General features: G+C 41.5%; 14 protein-coding genes. 7 read left to right on the forward strand and 7 right to left on the reverse strand.

The genetic code is table 11. The features are described 5' to 3' along the window. Window positions 1-58 precede the first annotated feature (58 nt). From miaA to E0E16_RS05695, 5 genes are all read left to right on the forward strand, one after another. Entirely contained in the window at window positions 59-985 is a 927-nt protein-coding gene (gene miaA / locus E0E16_RS05675; RefSeq protein WP_130829505.1) for a tRNA (adenosine(37)-N6)-dimethylallyltransferase MiaA, read from the forward strand. A 69-nt stretch (window positions 986-1,054) separates the two neighbouring features. Next, window positions 1,055-1,993, forward strand: coding sequence for a diacylglycerol/lipid kinase family protein (locus E0E16_RS05680; protein ID WP_130829506.1), 939 nt, complete (start codon window positions 1,055-1,057; stop codon window positions 1,991-1,993). 375 nt (window positions 1,994-2,368) lie between these two features. Continuing rightward, a complete protein-coding gene (locus E0E16_RS05685) occupies window positions 2,369-4,312 on the forward strand; it encodes an amylo-alpha-1,6-glucosidase (RefSeq protein ID WP_130829507.1) in 1,944 nt (647 codons plus the stop codon). Between the two features lie 17 nt (window positions 4,313-4,329). Beyond that, complete coding sequence (locus E0E16_RS05690) at window positions 4,330-5,598, forward strand: glycosyltransferase family 4 protein (protein WP_130829508.1); 1,269 nt, start codon at window positions 4,330-4,332, stop codon at window positions 5,596-5,598. 39 nt (window positions 5,599-5,637) lie between these two features. Beyond that, window positions 5,638-6,981, forward strand: a complete 1,344-nt coding sequence (locus E0E16_RS05695; RefSeq protein ID WP_130829509.1) for a glycoside hydrolase family 57 protein — start codon at window positions 5,638-5,640, stop codon at window positions 6,979-6,981. Window positions 6,982-7,075: 94 nt separating this feature from the next. Here the strand turns inward: E0E16_RS05695 and E0E16_RS05700 are convergent, their stop codons facing one another. The 7 genes from E0E16_RS05700 to E0E16_RS05730 form a co-directional block, all read right to left on the reverse strand. Continuing rightward, complete coding sequence (locus E0E16_RS05700) at window positions 7,076-7,708, reverse strand: hypothetical protein (protein ID WP_130829510.1); 633 nt, start codon at window positions 7,706-7,708, stop codon at window positions 7,076-7,078. A gap of 711 nt (window positions 7,709-8,419) precedes the next feature. Next, entirely contained in the window at window positions 8,420-9,295 is an 876-nt protein-coding gene (nadC, locus tag E0E16_RS05705) for a carboxylating nicotinate-nucleotide diphosphorylase (protein ID WP_130829511.1), read from the reverse strand. A gap of 2 nt (window positions 9,296-9,297) precedes the next feature. Then, complete coding sequence (gene nadA / locus E0E16_RS05710; RefSeq protein ID WP_130829512.1) at window positions 9,298-10,290, reverse strand: quinolinate synthase NadA; 993 nt, start codon at window positions 10,288-10,290, stop codon at window positions 9,298-9,300. 3 nt (window positions 10,291-10,293) lie between these two features. Beyond that, window positions 10,294-11,931, reverse strand: a complete 1,638-nt coding sequence (nadB, locus tag E0E16_RS05715; protein ID WP_130829513.1) for an L-aspartate oxidase — start codon at window positions 11,929-11,931, stop codon at window positions 10,294-10,296. Between the two features lie 277 nt (window positions 11,932-12,208). Further along, window positions 12,209-12,568, reverse strand: coding sequence for a DUF2023 family protein (locus E0E16_RS05720; RefSeq protein ID WP_181951330.1), 360 nt, complete (start codon window positions 12,566-12,568; stop codon window positions 12,209-12,211). Window positions 12,569-12,607: 39 nt separating this feature from the next. Next, on the reverse strand, window positions 12,608-13,096 hold the full coding sequence (gene fldA, locus E0E16_RS05725; protein ID WP_130829514.1) for a flavodoxin FldA: 489 nt from the start codon (window positions 13,094-13,096) through the stop codon (window positions 12,608-12,610). 210 nt (window positions 13,097-13,306) lie between these two features. Further along, window positions 13,307-13,756 (reverse strand): type I restriction enzyme HsdR N-terminal domain-containing protein, encoded by a 450-nt coding sequence (locus E0E16_RS05730; RefSeq protein ID WP_130829515.1) that lies wholly within the window; start codon window positions 13,754-13,756, stop codon window positions 13,307-13,309. 180 nt (window positions 13,757-13,936) lie between these two features. Here E0E16_RS05730 and holA point away from each other — a divergent pair, with 180 nt between their 5' ends. Both holA and E0E16_RS05740 read left to right on the forward strand, forming a co-directional pair. Beyond that, a complete protein-coding gene (gene holA / locus E0E16_RS05735; RefSeq protein WP_130829754.1) occupies window positions 13,937-14,962 on the forward strand; it encodes a DNA polymerase III subunit delta in 1,026 nt (341 codons plus the stop codon). Window positions 14,963-15,778: 816 nt separating this feature from the next. Then, window positions 15,779-16,240 carry a helix-turn-helix domain-containing protein gene (locus tag E0E16_RS05740; protein WP_130829516.1) on the forward strand — a complete coding sequence of 154 codons (462 nt, stop codon included), beginning with the start codon at window positions 15,779-15,781 and terminating at the stop codon, window positions 16,238-16,240. The last annotated feature ends 10 nt before the right edge of the window (window positions 16,241-16,250 follow it).

Below are 16,250 nucleotides of genomic sequence, written 5' to 3' on the forward strand. Positions count from 1 at the left end.
TTAAAAAGTCATTCGGATGTTTGCCGAATGGCTTTTTTTTATTATATTTGTGCGGTAAATGGATAAGATATTAACCATAATAGGACCAACGGCAAGCGGTAAGACCTCATTTGCAGCGGCATTTGCAGCGGAAACAAACGCAGAAATTATTAGTGCCGACAGCCGACAAGTCTATAGAAGAATGGACATCGGAACAGGGAAGGATCTCAACGATTACATTGTGGATGGAAAGCAAATTCCTTATCACCTAATTGATATCGCGGAACCGGGAACAAAGTATAATCTGTTTCAATATCAACAGGACTTCCATGACGTCTATACCAAACTAATGAACGAAAATCGCCGAGCGATACTCTGTGGTGGAACAGGTTTGTATGTGGAAGCGATATTAAAAGGGTACGCCTTATCTCCCGTTCCTCAAAACCCCACCTTGAGAACGGAACTTGACAAAAAGCCCTTGGAAGAATTAGAACAAATCCTAAGAGAGTTAAAACGCAAGAACCACTCCACCATGCACAACCGCACGGATGTTGATACCACAAAAAGAGCCATCCGGGCAATAGAAATAGAAACTTACATGTTGGAACATCCCGTTGCCAATCGACAAGTCCCGGGAGTGAACAGCACCATCATAGGATTACAAATCAACCGCGACGAGCGACGAAGAAAGATAACCGAAAGATTAAAACAGCGACTGAACAATGGCATGATAGAAGAAATCAACGCCTTATTGAACTCCGGCATCCCAGCGGAAAATCTGATTTATTACGGTTTAGAATATAAATACGTAACTCGATATATCTTGGGAGAAATGAGTTACAACGATATGTTCTCTTCGCTGGAAACAGCCATCCATCAGTTTGCCAAACGACAAATGACATGGTTTCGGGGAATGGAACGACGAGGATTTACCATTCATTGGCTGGATGCTCTCTTGCCGATGCATGAGAAAATAAAAATCGCAAGGATGTTGCTAAACGATTAACACTTATACACCGCCTGTGCCTACAAGCGAAGTGCCTTTGGCAACATTCTTCCATAAATATAAAAGAAAATGGTAGATGAAAAGAAATGGGGCATCGTTTATTGTCCCAAAAACGGATTCTTCGGAGAATATCGCAAACGCAGGGAACATGTGGAGCGATGTCTCAAAGCCCACGAAATAGATTACGATATGGTGCAAAGCGAAAACACCCGGAGCGTGGACCGTCTCATCGGTATGTTCATTAATAATGGTTATAAGACTATTATCATTTTCGGGGGCGACTCGGCATTGAACGATGCCGTGAATTGTTTGATGCAACAAGATGTAACAATTCGTGAGAACATTGTCTTCGGACTTATTCCCAATGGCGTGATGAACGACTTTGCTCATTTCTGGGGATTTCGTGAGGATGACATTGATCAAACCATTGAATGGCTACAAAAAAGAAGGATTAGAAAGATTGATTTGGGGCACATCCGCTATAAAAATAGAAAAGGCGAACGATGCCATCGATATTTTCTTAATTGCATTAATATCGGACTGATAGCCACCATCATGAACCTTCGCCGACGCACTCGGCACATCCTCGGCTCGCGAAGCCTATCGTTTATTTTCTCTTTCATATTGCTGATTTTCCAACGCATGGACTATCGGATGCACATAAAAATCAACACAGATACAATTAAGCGAAAAATAACCACCGTTTGTATAGGCAACGCTTTGGGCTACGGACAGACGCCCAACGCTGTTCCCTACAACGGATTGCTTGACGTGTCAGTGGTTTATCACCCGGAGATGACTCAACTCTTTGAGGGGATTTACCTCTTCCTTAAAGGTAAGTTCTTAAATTACAAGAGTGTACATCCTTATAGAACTCAAGAAATGGAAATCCATGTTGAGCCACACACGATGGTAGGAATCGATGGCAGACTGATGGCAAATACTCCTGTAGGTCCTTTCATAATAACGGTGGAAAAAGAGGTGCTGAATTTCATCATACCGGATTAAACCGAGATAGAAAAAAATAAAAATAACATTAATATCGGAAAGCATCCTTTCTCTTTCATACTTATCAAACTATGCACAGAGACGAAAAGCATGGAAGAGAAATTGCTTAACCAATAAAAACTCTTCTCGCCACAAAAAATATAAGGAATCACCTATCAGTCTGCTTTGTTTTGCCAAAACATTGCGTTTCCAAAAGAATTAAAGCATACTTCTCATGCAATATGTATGACATACATGTTAAAAAAATATCAAGTGGACTATTTTCGGATAATTTTTCGTAACTTTGGAGTGTTGATGTAGATGATTAATATCTTGGTTTTAGCTCGCATAACTCTCCTGTTAGCATTCTAAGAATAATTAAACCTTAAAAGTAATATGGGGTACCTTAAATTTAACAAACCTCTGATGACCAATTTGCAGGACTCTCTTCCTCGCGAACTACTGAGAACCAACCGTTCAGGTGCTTATTCCTGTTCCACGATTGTTGATTGCAATACACGTAAGTATCATGGCTTGCTTGTTGTTCCCATTCCGGAACTTGACAATGAGAACCACGTATTGCTCAGCTCACTCGACCCAACTGTTATCCAACATGGAGCAGCTTTCAACCTCGGGCTACACCAATATCAAGGTGGTGGTTTCAGTCCCAAGGGACACAAATATATCCGGGAATTCAACTGCGACACCGTTCCCACCACTATCTATCGTGTAGGTGGGGTTTTGCTGAAAAAAGAAGTAGTATTTCAACACTATGAGGATCGCATCTTGATACGTTACACGCTCGAAGACTCGCACTCCCCCACTACTCTGCAATTCCGACCTTTTCTTGCGTTCAGAAGTGTAAGGGAATTCACCCATGAGAACGAAGTGGCAAATCGCGACTATCAGAACATAGACAATGGCATAGCAACTTGTATGTATGCAGGTTATCCATCACTCTACTTGCAATTTTCCAAAAAGAACGATTTTCATTTCGATCCCTATTGGTATCGCGGATTGAAATATTATAAAGAAGAGGAAAGAGGATATGCGTCAAACGAGGATTTATATATTCCCGGATATTTTGAAATGAGCATCCGAAAGGGAGAAAGCATCGTTTTTTCAGCTTCCACATCAAAGATAAAACCACTTACACTCAAAAGACTTTTCGACACAGAAGTGAAGTCGCGCAATCCGCGCGATAATTTCTTTCATTGTCTCGTAAATGCCGCTCACCAGTTCCATAACAGGAAAAAGAACGATGACCGCTACATTCTCGCAGGATACCCATGGTTTAAGTGCAGAGCACGCGATCAGTTCATCGCTCTTCCGGGGCTGACCTTGAGCATTGACGAGAGAAAATATTTTGAATTGGTCATGAAGCCGGCAGAACGCGGCCTACGAGAGTTTATGGAGGGAAAGTCCATATCTGTCTGCATCAGTGAAATTGAAAAGCCCGATGTACCGCTTTGGTGTATTTGGGCTATACAACAATATGCGAAAGAAGTTGGGAAAGAACGCTGCTTGAAACTCTATTTCAACCTCTTGAAAGATATTATAAAATTTATAGAAGAGGGGAAACATCCCAACTTGCGCCTCGATGAAAACGGATTGCTTTATGCCGATGGAAAAACGGAAGCCATAACATGGATGAACTCCACCGTAGAGGGTCGCCCGGTAACACCACGCTCAGGCTATATCGTGGAGTTTAACGCTTTATGGTATAACGACTTGATGTTTCTTTCCGCCATGGCGGATGAAAACAATAATCCGGAATTAGCTACACATTACAAAGAGCTTGCGATGAAGTCCGGACAGTCATTCGTACAAATCTTTCTAAATGACTATGGCTATCTTTATGATTATGTAGATGGGAATATGATGGATTGGAGTGTTCGTCCGAACATGATTTTAGCAGTAGCATTGGACTATTCTCCATTGGAACGAGAACAAAAAAAGAGCGTCTTGGACATATGCACACGCGAGTTGCTTACGCCAAAAGGATTGCGGACACTTTCCCCCAAAAGCGTAGGCTACAATCCCATGTACACCGGCACACAAACACAACGAGATTACGCTTATCATCAAGGCACTGTTTGGCCGTGGTTGGGAGGTTTTTATCTGGAGGCTTGTTTAAAGCTGCACAAACGCACACGCCTCAGCTTTGTGGAACGACAAATGGTAGGTTATGAGGACGAGGTGTTCCATCATTGTTTGGGTACGTTGCCCGAGCTGTTCGATGGCAACCCACCCTACCGTGGGCGTGGTGCCGTATCGTTTGCAGTGAATGTGGCAGAAGTACTGCGCACATTGGAGCTTCTTGAGAAGTACAAATATTAAAAGTAGGAGAAATCTGCATGAAAGTATTAATGTTCGGTTGGGAATATCCACCACATGTATATGGAGGGCTTGCTACCGCTAACTTCGGAATTTCACAAGGACTTCATGCGCAAGGTGACATTGAGACCATTCTCTGCCTGCCTCATCCCTTTGGTGATGAAGAACGAGACTATGCCAACATTGTCGCGATGAATTGTGTACCAATAGCCTATCGAGACTTACCCTACGATTATGTTCGAGAACGTGTGGGTAACATCATGCCTCCCGAACTCTATTATAAGCTGCGGGATAGCATCTATGACGATTTCAACTACATGAATGTCAACGATCTCGGAGCACTGGAATTTGCCGGTGGCTATCCGACTAATCTCCATGAGGAAATCAACAACTACTCAATTATCTCGGGAGTTGTGGCACGAGCCTTTGATTTCGACATTATTCACGCACACGACTGGCTGACTTACCCCGCGGGAATCCACGCAAAAAAAATATCCGGAAAGCCATTGTGTATCCACGTACACGCAACCGACTTCGATCGCTCACGCGGCAAGGTGAACCCCACCGTCTATGGGATAGAGAAGGATGGTATGGACAATGCCGATTGTATCATGTGTGTATCGGAATTGACACGTCAAACTGTCATCCACCAATATCATCAAGATCCAAGGAAAGTATTTACAGTGCACAATGCCGTCTATCCCCTACGGAGAGAAGTGGCAGAAATACCACGTCCATCCCACAAGGAGAGAGAAAAAGTTATAACCTTCCTTGGCAGACTGACCATGCAGAAAGGTCCGGAATATTTCGTTGAAGCTGCCAATTTGGTTTTGCATCGCACCGGCAACGTCCGTTTCTGCATGGCCGGATCCGGCGACATGATGGACCAAATGATTTATCTTGCTGCCGAGCGTGGCATTGCCGATCGTTTACATTTTCCCGGATTCATGCGTGGCAATCAGGTATATGAATGTTTAAAAGCCTCTGATGTTTACGTCATGCCATCGGTGAGCGAACCTTTCGGCATCTCTCCGCTCGAAGCCATGCAGTGTGGCACGCCAACGATCATCTCAAAACAAAGTGGTTGTGCCGAAATACTTCACAACTGCATCAAGGTGGATTATTGGGATGTCCACGCCATGGCAGATGCCATGTATTCCATCTGCCACAACGAGAGTCTCTTCAACTACCTCTCTGAGAAAGGAAAAGAGGAAGTGGATCAAATCACATGGGAGAAAGTGGGCGCATGGATTAGGAAATTATATCTGCGGACATTGGGCTGGCAATAATTTGAAAGTCGAAATTTCGTCAAACTAAAATAAAGAGCAATGAAAACAATTTGTCTATACTTCGAAATACATCAAATCATTCACCTTCGACGCTATCGTTTTTTTGATATCGGAACTGATCATTATTATTATGATGACTATGAAAATGAACGAGGAATCTCAGAAATAGCGGAACGAAGCTATATGCCCGCTCTTGAAACTCTGCATGAAATGATTAAAGAACATGGAAAGTTTTTTAAGGTGGCCTTTTCCTTGTCAGGGGTAGGCATAGAGAGCTTGGAACAATATGCGCCACAAGTACTCGAAAAACTCCAAGAGATGGCAGAAACCGGGTGCGTAGAATTCCTCGCAGAGCCTTATTCACATGGTCTTTCCGCTCTTGGAAATGAAGAAAGTTTCAAATTGGAAGTGGAGCGACAAAGCAAGAAAATGCAGGAGTATTTCAACCAAAAGCCGAAAGTACTACGCAATTCTTCGCTTATCTATAGCGATGAAATTGGTCTTTTGGCATCGCAAATGGGGTTCAAAGCCATGCTGACAGAGGGCGCAAAGCACGTCCTTGGATGGAAAAGTCCACATTTCCTATACCATTGCGCACTGGCTCCAAAGCTCAAACTATTGCTGCGCGATGTAACGTTCAGCGACGATATCTCGCTCCGATTCAACAACTCAGAATGGGAAGGGTATCCACTGTTTGCCGATACCTATATTGACCGGATTGCAGCATTACCCGATGATCAGCAGATAGTAGGTATATTCATGAACCTCTCCGCATTGGGGATGGAACAACCACTTTCCAGCAATATTCTTGAATTTATCAAAGCACTTCCAGGCTGCGCAAAAAGGAAAAACATAGGTTTCTCCACCCCAACTGAAATCTGCATGAAGATGAAGAGCATCAGCGCATTAGACGTACCGGAAACGCTCAGCTGGATGGATGAGGAACGCGATGTAAGCACGTGGTTGGGAAATCCCATGCAGCGCGAGGCTTTCAACAAACTCTACAGCATTGCCGACAGAGTAAGGATTGTAAACGACCCACGTATCAATCAGGATTGGGATTATCTACAGGCAAGCAATAACTTCAGGGCAATGTCCACAAAACCAACTTTGGTGGGTATCAACAGAGGTATTTACAGTAGTCCTTTCGATGCTTTTACGAATTATATGAATATTCTTGGCGACTTCATCAACCGAGTAAAAAGCCTATACCCGGAAGAAGTGGATAATGAAGAACTCAACGGATTACTCACGACCATTCGGAATCAAGGCGAGGAATTGGAGATGAAGGAAAAAGAAATGAACCGATTGCAAAGCAAGGTAGAACGCCTTGAACAAGAAGCCACAGAGTTGCGTGAGCAATTATCCAAGCAAAAGAAATAGTATTCGACACACAAAAAATACAGATACGAAAAAGCACCTCCAAAGAAGGTGCTTTTTGCTTACAGATTGGTTAAAAACCATGTCCCGGTGGGATTTACGAGTTTACAAATTTCTTTCCGTTCCTAATGACAACGCCTTTATAATCCTTATTAACACGTTGCCCTGAAAGATTATACATCGGTGCATTGTCGTTGTTTGCACCAACTGTCAAAGTTTCAATACCGTCATCAATGCCCTTGTATGTCACAACGATTGAACGAAGTTGTGTATTGGCAGCCACATTGAGAGTTACTTCTTCCGCTTCTCCTTCCCAATTCTTAAAGTTATAAGTACCCTTCTGCTTATCAGTTACCGTGCCCTCCGGGCTAAAAGTGTTTCCCTTATTCCAATTAGAGTAATTAATGGCATAGAGAGCATTTACTATCTTTTTGCCTTCTGCCTTCAGCGTCAAGCTGCCACCATAAAGCCTTATCGAGGATTTCCAAAATCGATTGGCAGTCTTTGCTCCACTTGGAGTAACGGTGATGGTTACACCATCAATCGTCGCACTTTTTGTTTCAATGATATCACCATCATGACTGGTTCCCGTAGATTGTCCGGCTAAGTCAAATAATTTGTAGTTATCAGCCGGAACAAAGTTAAAAGTAACTTCCCCTGTCTGTGCAAATGCAAATGAACCAACTACTGCAAAAGCAGCGAGAAATGCGTAACGTAAAAGTTTATTCATACCTAACTTGTTTTAATTAATAAATAAATTCTTGTAATATATCATCACAAAGATAAGCATAATGTTTGAAAAACACAATAAGATTATAAAAATAATTCATGAAAAATTGCATCTTACTATAGTTTTTACGCCATTAAGTACATGATAAATGTTAAAATTAGTTTTTATCTTACGAAAAGTTTGGTGATATGATAATAACAATGTATATTTGTTACGTGTTTTTCATGAATTTGGCAATTTCCAAATTCTTTCTCGAGGTTGGTAGCTTCCTGCACCAACCTCTTTCTTTGCAATACGGATGATTGTTTCATACGTAAAATAGAGAATACAAATAGGCACTATCGAAATTTAACAAACCCAAATCGGTCATTGGGATTTCTCGGTGTTATATGGCAGTGAGAAATCCTTTATCTTTTCCCAATGGTGTCCTGAATGATGGTAAACAGACGTTTGACAGCGAACATTCGCCCCGACCAATACCACGAAATTATATTACAAAAACCGTATTGGGGACATACTTTGTAATCTGTTGATAATCAAGGTTCTATCAATTGCGATTTAAAAGCTTAGCTTTTGCACTCCAATTCATGACCTTTTGCATTGCAAAAGCTAAGCTTTTGGAAAGTGAAAGCTAAGCTTTGGATAAATGAATGAAGAATAATTAGGACATTATTGAACTTTTCCCATATAGCCGGGAAGGATTTACATTCATTATTTTATCAGCAGTTTATCGCTTCCGGCAGCCTTAAAGCTCATGTCCAATCCTTTCACGCTATGGGTTAGTGCACCGAAGGAGATAAAGTCCACCCCTGCTTTCGCATAAGGTATCATCGTTTCGAAGGTTATTCCACCGCTCGACTCCGTTTCGCAACGTCCGGCAACGATTTCCACCGCCTTGCGAGTGTCCTCAGGCGAGAAGTTGTCGAACATGATGCGGTCGCATCCTTCCTTCAAAGCCTCGTTCAGTTCTTTGAAGTTGCGCACCTCGCATTCTATCTTTAGTTCCTTCCCTTTCTCCTTACAATATTGTTTTGCGCGTGATATGGCATTATGCACACCACCACAAAAGTCGATATGATTGTCCTTGAGAAGAATCATGTCGAATAACCCTATGCGATGGTTCATGCCACCTCCTATCTTCACTGCTTCTTTTTCCAACATGCGCATTCCGGGCGTGGTCTTTCGAGTATCCAACACCCGGGTTTTGGTACCGGCATCGATAAGTGCCTGCTGGTACTTGTGCGTCATGGTGGCTATTCCGCTCATGCGCTGCAAGATATTCAGCATCAGTCGCTCGGTTTGCAACAGACTTTGCTCGCGTCCTTTCACGCTCATGACGATATCGCCCGGCTTTACGCACGCGCCGTCCTCAATATGAGTTGTTACTTTCAGGGTGGGATCAAACCGGTGAAATACTTTTTTCGCTATTTCCACTCCGGCAAAAATGCCTTCTTGCTTAATGAGCAGTTTGCTTTCGCCCACGGCATCGGCAGGAATACAACACAACGTGGTGTGGTCGCCATCGCCAATATCCTCACTGAAAGCGAGGTCGATGAGTTTGTCGTTCAGTTTTTCTATCGATAACATGATTACAGTCCTAATTGTTTAGAGATTTCAAGCATTTTATTGATGGGTCTTATAGCTTTCTCTGCTATTTCCGAATCAACCTCAATCGTTGGCCATTCATATTTCAGGCAGTTATACAATTTATGCAATGTAATGAGTTTCATAAAGTTACACTCATTACAAGCACAGGTGCTGTCGTCAGGTGGAGCAGGAATGAATGTTTTGTGAGGAGCCGACTTCTGCATCTCGTGCAGTATGCCGCTCTCGGTTGCCACGATAAACTCTGTCGCCGGATCGTTGATACTGAATTTCAGAAGAGCCGCCGTACTTCCCACCTTGTCTGCCATCTTTGCCAAAGGACCTTTGCATTCCGGATGAACCAATATCTTGGCATGGGGATGCTCGCTCTTCAGCTTCGCGATTTTTTCCACCGAGAATTTCTCGTGCACATGACATGCGCCGTTCCATAACAGCATATCACGTCCCGTCAGACTGTTGATATAACCGCCAAGGTTCTTGTCGGGACCAAAGATAATCGGAGTGTCCTTGGGGAACGACTCCACAATCTCACGCGCGTTTCCGCTGGTTACAACCACATCGGTCAGTGCCTTAATGGCGGCAGTTGTATTCACGTAACTGATAACGGTGTGGTTCGGATGTTCCTTTACGAAATGTTCAAACTCTTTAGCCGGACAACTTTCTGCCAATGAACATGAAGCATTCAGGTCGGGAACGAGCACTGTCTTATCAGGACACAATATTTTATTGGTTTCACCCATGAAGTGCACTCCGCACATCACGATGATGTCCGCATCGGTTGTTGCAGCCTTTTGCGCCAAAGCCAAACTGTCGCCAACAAAGTCAGCTAAGTCCTGCACCTCTCCTTCCGTGTAATAATGAGCCATGATTACGGCATTTTTCTCTTTACACATCCGGCGGATTTCAGCTTTTATGTCAATATTTTCCGGTATGGGTTCATCAACAAAACCCTTGTCAAGCCATTTCTTTTCTATCATATTTCATTTCTTGTTTTTGATGGATATGTTTCCTATGGATGATTTTTCTACGTCAGTTATTTGTTCCGCGTGAAAAGGATAATCAATGTTATAATGCAGACCGCGACTTTCCTTTCGTTCTATTGCCTGTCGGGTAATCAGGTAGCCTACGTTAATCATATTCCTCAGCTCACAGATATCCTTGGTGGCCTTCACCTGCTTAAAGAGTCGTTCGGTTTCCTCATACAAAAGGTCTAACCTGTCCCATGCCCGCTTAAGTCGCAGGTTACTGCGCACTATTCCCACGTAATTGCTCATAATCTCTCCTACCTCTCTCACACTCTGCGTAATGAGAACACGCTCCTCATTGGTCATCGTGCCATTATCGTCCCACTCCGGAACGGACGTATTGAAGTTGTATTCATCGATATGCCGCAGAGAATATTCCGCCGCCGACTTGGCATAGACCACTGCTTCTATCAGCGAATTACTTGCCAATCGATTTCCGCCATGCAAACCCGTGCAAGAGCATTCTCCAACCGCATAGAGTCGATGGATGGAGCTTTCTCCGTGCAAATCCACCTTAATGCCTCCGCACATATAATGCGCACTCGGGCAAACGGGGATATAATCTTTGGTCATGTCGATGCCAATGCTCAAGCACTTGGCGTAGATATGCGGAAAATGGTGTTTGGTTTCTTCGGCATCTTTATGGGTTACGTCCAAACAAACGTGATCCAACCCATGAATTTTCATTTCGCGGTCAATGGCACGTGCCACAATATCGCGTGGTGCCAACGAGAGCCGTTTATCATATTTCTGCATGAACTCCTCACCGTTAGGCAGTCGCAGCACACCACCATAGCCTCGCATCGCCTCGGTGATGAGGAATGCCGGACGTGTCTCTACCGGATTATAGAGTACGGTGGGATGAAACTGTACGAACTCCATTCCCTCCACCGTTCCTTTGGCGCGATAGACCATGGCTATGCCGTCTCCGGTGGCTATGTTGGGATTAGAGGTTGTGGCATACACCGCGCCCGTGCCTCCCGTTGCCATCAGCGTTACGCGACTCAAGAAAGTATCGATTTTCTGCGTGGCGGGATTCAAGATATATGCACCATAACATTCAATGTCGGGCGTTCGGCGCGTTACCTCAATGCCCAAATGATGCTGGGTAATGATTTCCACGGCATAATGATTTTCCAACACGGTGATGTTTTTATTCTTACGAACCGCCTCCATCAATCCGCGTTGTATTTCAAATCCCGTGTCGTCGGCATGATGAAGTATTCGGAACTCGCTGTGTCCGCCTTCCCGATGAAGGTCGTAATTGCCATCAGTGCGCTTATCAAGCTGCACCCCCCATTCCACCAAGTCCTTAATGGCAGCGGGCGCATTGCGCACAACGTGCTCAACGGCTTTGATATCCGAGATGTAATCACCGGCTACCATGGTGTCTTCTATATGTTTTTCAAAGTTATCTACTTTCAGGTTCGTAACGGAGGCTATTCCTCCTTGAGCCTTAGAGGTGTTGGTCTCGTCCAATGTGGTTTTACAGACGATAACCACTTTTCCCTTGCCACTGTTGGCAACCTTCAAGGCGTAAGTCATACCTGCCACACCTCCACCGATGATAAGGAAATCCGATTGGTGTATCATGATAATTATCAGTTTTTCGATATGATTGCAAAAGTAATAAAGTTTTCCGACAAACTCACACCAATTCACCTTTATTTATCTTTTGCTCAAAATAGCGAATGTCTTTATATGTTGTTGGAACGAAAAGATGGAAGAACAAAAAGAAAAGGGTTATCTCCCGACAACCCTCATTCCCATACAAAAACATTATGAAATAATTTTGTTTCTCGAACAAGATTCATTTAATAAATTCACATGATCGCCATCATGTTTTACAAAGTATCTTATGTTCACCTTACTATGCTTGCGACTTCTTGCATAAATGGCATTTGCGTTCGCAATAACGTTCGCACTGCACACCGATGTCATAGCCTAACATAGCACCCAATATAAAATCTTCCTCCGGAGAGAGTTGATTTAAGGGTTTGGTGACGAACAACCGGATTGCATCCAGACAGGCTTTACGCCCAAAGAACAAGTTTAATCGATCGTTTCCTACAGGACGAATGATATAAGGGATGTTTTGATGTTGAAGACGTTCCGTTACAAAAGGCTCATACTTCTTGTTGAACGTGTAAAGAACCATTTGCCGAATACCTTTCTTAAACTCGTAGATATGATTCATCAGCACCTTCATGTCAGCAGCCATCTCTCGCATACTCATTCCTGTGGATCTCCGTGTTAGTAATTTTTATATTTACAGCAATGGGCGTATCACTTCCAACCAAGCATCGATACGTTCATCGGTCTTGTCGTCCTCATTCACATCGTCCAAGGCAAGTCCAACGAACTGACCATCAATCACGGCATCGCTATCATCGAAAGTATAGCCGGCTGTCGATACTCCCGGCAGGATGGACGCGCCGGCTGCCGCATCATAAATTTCTTTCATGCCACTACAAAACGTGTCTGAATAGGATTCACTATCTCCACAACCGAAAATCGCCACGGTCTTGCCCGCAAGCTCGGCGGTTTTTAACACTTCTATACCGTCATACCAATCGTCCTGCAACTCCCCGGCTCCCCATGTGGAAGTACCGAGAATGAGATTATCATGATCGGCTACTGTTTCGGCAGTAAAATCGCTGACGTTGATCACCTCCGCTCCCAACTTCTCGCCGATTTTGTTGGCAATGTTCTCGCACATACCGGTGGAAGAACCATAAACAATAATTGTCTTTTTCATCTTCACTATCGCTTTAATTAGATTTTGTTTATTTTACGGTTGCAAAGGTAATTACTTTCCAAACGTACCACAATACCTAAAAATGATGGTTTTTATCATTCTCCCCCAAAACGATAAGAATCTTTCTATTCTTCAACTCTCAATTTACGTTTATATAATATAAGATATCAATGTTTACTAATTCTAACATCACCACATAGGATTCTTTTGTTAAATATTTTGATAATCCGGAACGGATTCTAAAAACTGATAGGAAAGCTGTTCATAGTCCATTTTGCAGATGTAGGTTTCTATTCCGTTGGAGACGATAAGGAAATCAACATGTAGTTTTAGGTTGTAGGTAGCAATCTGATGAAATGTCTTCTGTGTGATGGGGATATGAGGAGCTTTATATTCTATTATCATTTTAGGTTGGAGAAATTGATTGTACAAAATACTATCTGCCCTAATGTTTTTTCCACCAATTCGCAAAGTAACTTCGTTGGCAAGTAAGGCAGAGGGATAATTTTTGTGTTCGATAAGATAATGGATAAAATGCTGCCTTACCCATTCTTCAGGGGTTAATGCAACATATCGTCTGCGGAGAACATCAAAAATCTGCGTATGTCCTTGGCTGACTCGTGTCTTTATTTGATAAGGTGGAAGGTTTAGTGTATCCATAAAAATCTTTTTTATAAAATATAGTGTTTGGTGGTTTACCCAATTTAAAATCAAATGAAAATTTTGATATCTACCTTAATTCCATTATCTTTGCATGAGATAAAAACCCACTTGAGAATTTGTAAAAACCTACAAGTGAAAAGGATATTTATCGTATTTGCAAAGTTAATAAAAAAGTCCATGCCTGCCAAACAAGGAATGACATTTCAGACAATCATGAACGATCTGAAAGCTCGGAAGTTCTCACCTATTTATATTCTCATGGGTGATGAATCTTATTATATCGATCGCATTTCTACCTATATTGCAGAGAATGTCTTGAATGAATCCGAGAAAGATTTTAACTTAACTGTTTGTTTCGGGGCTGATATAAATGCTGCCCAAGTAACCGATATGGCACGTCGTTTTCCGATGATGGCAAAATATCAAGTCATCATCGTAAAGGAGGCGCAAAATGTTCGTTCCTTGGATGCTTTAGAAAAATACCTCAGAAAGCCTGTTGATTCCACAATTTTGGTTTGGTGTCATAAGAATGGAACAATTAACGTTCGAAAAAAAATTATTTCATTGGCGCAGGGTGTCGGAGTGGTTTTTGAAAGTAAAAAACTACGCGATTATCAATTAGCAGATTTTATACAAAAATATGTTAATAATAAAAATATCTCTATTGATGCTAAATCCTGTGGAATGATAGCTGATTCTGTGGGAGCAGATTTGAATCGGTTGACGTCTGAACTTGATAAGGTTATCATATCCTTACCGGAAATTGATAAACGAATAACACCTGAAAGAGTGGAACGAGAAGTTGGCGTGAGTAAAGAATTCAATAGCTTTGAGTTGAGGAATGCCTTGATAAGGAAAGATGTTTTTAAAGCTAATCAGATTATGAACTATTTTGACAAAAATCCTAAAGCAGGCTCTTTGTTTTCTTTTCTTCCATTGTTATTTTCTTTCTTCCAAAATCTGATGATAGTACATTATTTACCACAAATTAAATCAGAGAACAATATTGCAAATGCATTGAAATTGCGTTCAGCTTGGTCGGCAAAAGACTATATTATCGGACTAAGAAATTATACACCACGCAAAACAATGGAAATTATTTCTAAGTTTCGTGAGATAGATGCAAAGAGTAAAGGCATCGGAAATCCTAATATTAGCACTGGAGATTTGATGAAAGAGCTCATTTTTTTCATTTTGCATTAAGAAAATCTACGATTTTTCGCGTTTTATAGTAGAAAAATAGCCCTAAACTTGCAAGATTTTACTTATTTTGAACTGGTTTGACAGATTTTGAAATGTTAAATTTTAAGGCTAAATGACTAAGAATAGGGCTGTTATACTGTTTTTATCATCCTGACAATCGCTTATTTTGGCGCATCCTTTACATTCATTCTAATTACTAAAGTTTTAGAGATTTAAGGGCTTCATTCAATTGATAAATTTAGCATTAACATTTATTATCTTTTATATTTGTATAACGTTTAAACATGAATATCAATAAATAAATCACAAATTCATATTTACAACGTAAAGTACACAATCGCAAATTAAAAACGCCTCACCTATATTTACTTTCACAAATATAAAGTTTCATATCTCTATAGGCGAATGAATATATATGCAGAAGGCGGTTAGTGCATATATATATATGATAATCAGTGGTTTATAATTATTTAATGACGTAAGTGCGACAAAAAGAGGAAAAATTCATCCATTTTACAAGTATTATAGTATTCCTGGGGGGATTGGTCTATGTAATAGACTCTTTATACCCAATCATATATACTTTATAGCTAATCTTTTGATTAACCATCCTTTTTATATCTATTATTTATGTATGTAAATGTAAATGTTAAGCATCTACTCTTGAATGAGACATTCAACATACGTAAATATGTAAAGATGAATTTTAAAACCTATATTTATGTTTAGTTTACTTGTTGGGGTAAAAAAAAACATTTACCTTTGTAAAACTAAATAAAAACGAGTTTTTACTCGTCTAACAGCTATAATACAATAATGAAAGATAGAATTAAACAGTTAATGGAGAGTCAGCACATGACCCAGCAAACCTTTGCCGACTTCATCGGCATCTCATCGGCATCATTGAGCAGTATTTTTACAGGGAGGACCAAACCAACATTAAACACCGTTGAAGCCATCCGGAGTAAATTTTCTACCATCAGTCTTGATTGGTTATTATATGGTACCGGGAATATGTTTAACGATGTATCGGAGTTAGCCTCAGGCAGTGTGGCTGCAGCTTCGCCACAAGTTAGTAACGATCTCTTCAGTAATGATACCGTTCCCACCCTACCGTTTCAAGAAGCTAACACTGTACCATCTCCTACATTGCAGACACCTATTCAAAATCACCCTATTGTGAGTACGAAAATAATTAACAAAAAAGAAAGAAATATTACCGAGATTAGAATTTTTTTTGATGACCAAACTTGGGAAACCTTTGTACCTAAAAAATAGGAAAAATGTT

The sequence above is a fragment of the Prevotella rectalis genome, assembly GCF_900607215.1.
GTDB lineage: Bacteria > Bacteroidota > Bacteroidia > Bacteroidales > Bacteroidaceae > Prevotella > Prevotella brunnea.

What these genes read in the sequence shown, in the direction of transcription:
- E0E16_RS05720 (WP_181951330.1), bottom strand. Translation starts at nt 12,568, where the DNA reads ATGCGAGAGATGGCTGCTGACATGAAGGTGCTGATGAATCATATCTAC.
- E0E16_RS05740 (WP_130829516.1), top strand. Translation starts at nt 15,779, where the DNA reads ATGAAAGATAGAATTAAACAGTTAATGGAGAGTCAGCACATGACCCAG.
- nadB (WP_130829513.1), bottom strand. Translation starts at nt 11,931, where the DNA reads ATGATACACCAATCGGATTTCCTTATCATCGGTGGAGGTGTGGCAGGT.
- holA (WP_130829754.1), top strand. Translation starts at nt 13,937, where the DNA reads ATGCCTGCCAAACAAGGAATGACATTTCAGACAATCATGAACGATCTG.
- fldA (WP_130829514.1), bottom strand. Translation starts at nt 13,096, where the DNA reads ATGAAAAAGACAATTATTGTTTATGGTTCTTCCACCGGTATGTGCGAG.
- E0E16_RS05680 (WP_130829506.1), top strand. Translation starts at nt 1,055, where the DNA reads ATGGTAGATGAAAAGAAATGGGGCATCGTTTATTGTCCCAAAAACGGA.
- E0E16_RS05695 (WP_130829509.1), top strand. Translation starts at nt 5,638, where the DNA reads ATGAAAACAATTTGTCTATACTTCGAAATACATCAAATCATTCACCTT.
- E0E16_RS05700 (WP_130829510.1), bottom strand. Translation starts at nt 7,708, where the DNA reads ATGAATAAACTTTTACGTTACGCATTTCTCGCTGCTTTTGCAGTAGTT.
- nadC (WP_130829511.1), bottom strand. Translation starts at nt 9,295, where the DNA reads ATGTTATCGATAGAAAAACTGAACGACAAACTCATCGACCTCGCTTTC.
- miaA (WP_130829505.1), top strand. Translation starts at nt 59, where the DNA reads ATGGATAAGATATTAACCATAATAGGACCAACGGCAAGCGGTAAGACC.
- E0E16_RS05685 (WP_130829507.1), top strand. Translation starts at nt 2,369, where the DNA reads ATGGGGTACCTTAAATTTAACAAACCTCTGATGACCAATTTGCAGGAC.
- nadA (WP_130829512.1), bottom strand. Translation starts at nt 10,290, where the DNA reads ATGATAGAAAAGAAATGGCTTGACAAGGGTTTTGTTGATGAACCCATA.
- E0E16_RS05730 (WP_130829515.1), bottom strand. Translation starts at nt 13,756, where the DNA reads ATGGATACACTAAACCTTCCACCTTATCAAATAAAGACACGAGTCAGC.
- E0E16_RS05690 (WP_130829508.1), top strand. Translation starts at nt 4,330, where the DNA reads ATGAAAGTATTAATGTTCGGTTGGGAATATCCACCACATGTATATGGA.